The organism is Betaproteobacteria bacterium (genome assembly GCA_009377585.1).
Lineage (GTDB): Bacteria > Pseudomonadota > Gammaproteobacteria > Burkholderiales > WYBJ01 > WYBJ01.
This window is the reverse complement of sequence record WHTS01000229.1, coordinates 1-3854: the sequence shown is the minus strand read 5'-3', so window position 1 is coordinate 3854 and position 3854 is coordinate 1. Positions and strand designations below refer to the sequence as shown.

Sequence of the window (3854 nt, the reverse complement as noted above, 5' to 3'; positions counted from 1 at the left end):
CCAGGTGAATGGCATGCCGCACAGCGCGCGAACGGACGTGCTGATCGTGGGAGCGGGGCCGGTCGGCCTGACGCTCGCCATGGATCTCGCCTGGCGCGGCATCGATGTCATCGTCGCCGAGCGGCTGCCGGCCGACGCGCCGGCGGGCGTCAAGTGCGGCCAGATCTCGGCCCGCTCGATGGAAGTCTTCCGCCGCCTCGGGATCGCTCGCAAGCTGCGCGCAATCGGGCTGCCGGCGGACTATCCGAATGACATCGTCTCGGCCACGAGCGTGACCGGGATCGAGCTCTCGCGCGTACCGATCCCGGCAAGAGGTGAGCGCGGCTCCGCCGCAACGGGGCCGGACACGTCGTGGCCGACGCCGGAGCACACCCATCGCGTCAACCAGATGTTTTTCGCCCCGGTGCTGCTCGCCCACGCGCTGGCGCAGGCGCGCATCCGCATTCTCAATCGCACCGAGGTCGAGGCATTCCAGCAGCACGCGCAAGGCGCCACGGCAACGGCTCGTGACCTCGGCAGCGGCGAGCCGGTTTCGATAGCTTGCACCTACCTCGTTGGCTGCGACGGCGCCGGCTCCATGGTGCGCAAGGCGATCGGCGCCGCGTTCGCGGGGACGCCGCTGCTGCAGCGCGTCCAGTCGACCTACTTCCGCGCGCCGGGATTGCTGGGGATGCTTCCCGGAAAGCCCGCCTGGAACTACCTCTCGCTCAACCCGCGCCGCTGCGGCTCCACGCTGGCGGTCGACGGCCGCGAGACCTGGATCATGCACAACTTTCTTTATCGCGGCGAAACGGATTTCGACGCCGTGGATCGCGATTGGGCGCTGCGGGAAATCCTGGGCGTCGGCCCCGGCTTCCGCTACGAACTGCTGTCGAAAGAGGACTGGACGAGCCGCCGCCTGGTCGCGGACAAGCTGGGCGAGCGCCGCGCCTTCATCTGTGGCGATGCGGCACACGTGTGGATCCCGCACGGCGGCTACGGCATGAACGCCGGCATCGCCGATGCCGCCAACCTCGCCTGGAAGCTTGCCGCGGCGCTGCAAGGGTGGGGTGCCCGGGGTCTGCTCGATTCCTACGACGCCGAGCGCCAGCCCATCACGGAACAGGCGTCGCACCTCATTACCGCGATAGGCGAGAGGGTCATGGCGCACCGGCGCGAGATCTCCGGCGACATCGAGCGGCGGGATGCTGTAGGCGACGCCACGCGCGCGCGCATCGGGAAGGAGGCCTACACCCTCGATGCCGAGCAGCAATGCTGCGGCGGACTCAATTTCGGCTACTACTACGACCGCTCAGCCGTGATCGCCTACGACGGCGAGCCACAGCCCTCCTACACGATGGGCAGCTTCACCGCGTCCACGGTTCCCGGATGCCGCGCGCCGCACTTGCGGCTCGAAGGCCGCCGGTCGCTGTACGACGCATTCGGTCCGGGCTATAACCTGCTGCGCCTCGATCCGGCGGCGCGTGTCACGGGCATCGTGGCGGCGGCCGCGGCAAGGCGCGTTCCTCTGACCGTGATCGACGTGGCGGCGGGCGAAGCGCGCGATCTTTACCGGCACAAGCTCGTGCTCGTGCGGCCGGACCAGCACGTGGCATGGCGCGGCGACGAGGAACCGCCCGCGCCGCTCGACCTCATTGACCTCGTGCTCGGTGCCCTCCAGCGAGGGTGACATCCGATCTCGAACGCGCCCGTCCTACCGGGACGATTCCAGCCGCTGCACCTGGACGTGCAGTGCATTGCGTAGCCCGTCCTCCGATCGCGGAAAGCCGATGCGCGGGTCTATACTGGGCTGCTGCTGCCGTCACCCCGGAGCGGCATCGAGCTCCGGCGGCGGACGCAGCGCGCCGCCGGCTTTCAGCCGACAAGGAGGAGACATGCCGTTCTTCAAACTGGCCGAGATGCAAGGCAGCGTCATTTCCCCCGATCACTCGAGCGCGAACGGTCCCACCATCACCGGTGAGCAGCTCGAGATGGGGTACTACACCGAGCCCAAGGGCAGCGGCGCCCATGCCCACCATCATCCGAGCGAGCAGATCATCCTGGTGCTCGCGGGCCGGCTGAGAATGACGATCGCCGGCGAAACGCGCGACGTGGGGCCGGGCGAGGTCGCGCTCATTCCGGGCGGCGTGGTGCACGAGCAAAAGGCCCTGGAGGACGGCACCCGATTCGTGAGCTGCAAGCGCTCCACGGGCACCGAGCTCACCGGCGCCTAAGCTGCGGCAACAACGGCGATCTGGCGGTTTCGACATGGCTTCGCCCGATTTCGACGTGGCTTCGCCAAGGGGGCGCAAGCGTGCGGTGATCATCGGCGGCTCGATGTCGGGGCTCTTCGCCGCCGCATTCCTGCGCAGAATCGGCTGGCAGTGCGATGTCTATGAGCGCTCGCCGGTGGAACTGGTTGGGCGCGGCGCCGGCATCACCACGCATCCGGAGCTGATCGAGGCGCTGGAGAAGAGCGGCGCCGGTACGCGCGAGCTCGGCATCGAGGTGACTCGGCGCATCGCGCTCGACCGCGCCGGCCGCGTCATCGCCGAGCGCACGCTGCCGCAGATCCTGACTTCATGGGATCGGCTGCAGCGGCTCCTGCGCGAGACCATCGACCCGGCGCACTACCACCTCGGTTGCGAGTTCGAGCACGTGGACCAGGACGAGCGCGGCGTGCGCGTGCGTTTCGCCGGGGGCCGCATCGAGCGCGGCGACATTCTGATCGGCGGCGACGGCATCCGCTCGGCAGTGCGCGCGCAGATCGCCCCGGAGCTGCAGCCAATCTACGCCGGCTACTACATCTGGCGCGGCGCGCCGAACGAGGCCGACCTCGCCCCGCAGACGTTGCGCGACATCTTTCCCTTCTTCGTGTTCTATCTGCCGAAGCGCCAGCAGGTGATCACCTACCCGATCTCCGGTTTCAACGACGATCTGCGGCCCGGGCACCGCCGCTACAATTTCATCTGGTACCGGGTCGGCGACGCCGCGCTGCTGAGGCAGTTGTGCGTGGACGAGAACGGCGTTCAGCACGAGTACTCGGTGCCGCCGCCGCTCCTGCGCAAGGACCTGATCGCGCAGATGCACGCCGACGCGCGCGAGATCATGCCGCCCGTGCTCCTCGACTGCGTGCTGAAGCTCCCGCAGCCCTTCATCACGCCGATCTACGACTTCACCGCCACCCGCATCGCCTTCGGCCGAGTCGCCATGGTGGGCGATGCGGCGGCCTCCGCGCGGCCGCACATGGGCTTCGGCGTGTCCAAGGCAGGAGGCGACGCGCAGGCGCTCGCCGCCGCGCTGCGCGACCACGACGACATCGATGCAGCGCTGCGGGCGTACAACGCGCAGCGCCAGCCGATCGGCAACGCCATCGTGCTGCACGGGCGCCGGCTCGGCACTCATCTCGGCGTCGATCTCAGGACCGAGGCCGACCGCAGCATGCACGAGCTCCTGCAGAGCGACGAGGCGATGATGGACTGGATCGCGGTGCCGAATTTCCTGGCGCAATACCGGTGAGCGCCGATCTGCCGCGACCCGATTACGCCCGCAACATGCGCGTGATCGGCTACAGCGACCAGGGTGGGTGCGCCGACGGCGTGCAGATCATGGTCCATCGCGGGCACGCCTATATCGGGCATATGTTCTCGAAAGGATTCAGCGTCGTCGATGTGCGCGATGCCCGCAACCCGCGCCCGGTGAGCTACGTTGCCGCGCCGCCGGGGACCTGGAACATTCACCTCCAGACCCACGACGATCTGCTCCTGGTGATCAATGCCAAGGACATGTTCGCTGCGGCGGAATTTGCCGACGAGCACGCGTATTACAAGGGACAGCTCGGGAAAGTGGTCGGCACGGCGGAAGCCAGGCCGCAG

Annotated in this window: 3 protein-coding genes and 1 pseudogene; all 4 read left to right on the top strand. The window is 68.3% G+C overall.

The features are described 5' to 3' along the window. The first annotated feature begins 13 nt into the window (after positions 1 to 13). The 4 genes and pseudogenes from GEV05_30755 to GEV05_30740 all read left to right on the top strand — a co-directional run bounded on the left by GEV05_30755 (position 14) and on the right by GEV05_30740 (position 3794). Positions 14 to 1669: a monooxygenase gene (locus tag GEV05_30755; protein ID MPZ47658.1), complete on the top strand. Its 1656-nt coding sequence runs from the start codon at positions 14 to 16 to the stop codon at positions 1667 to 1669. Between the two features lie 100 nt (positions 1670 to 1769). Then, positions 1770 to 2213, top strand: coding sequence for a cupin domain-containing protein (locus GEV05_30750; protein MPZ47657.1), 444 nt, complete (start codon positions 1770 to 1772; stop codon positions 2211 to 2213). A 34-nt stretch (positions 2214 to 2247) separates the two neighbouring features. Continuing rightward, complete coding sequence (locus GEV05_30745) at positions 2248 to 3498, top strand: FAD-dependent oxidoreductase (GenBank protein ID MPZ47656.1); 1251 nt, start codon at positions 2248 to 2250, stop codon at positions 3496 to 3498. A gap of 35 nt (positions 3499 to 3533) precedes the next feature. Beyond that, positions 3534 to 3794, top strand: a pseudogene (locus tag GEV05_30740) (hypothetical protein). Positions 3795 to 3854 lie beyond the last annotated feature (60 nt).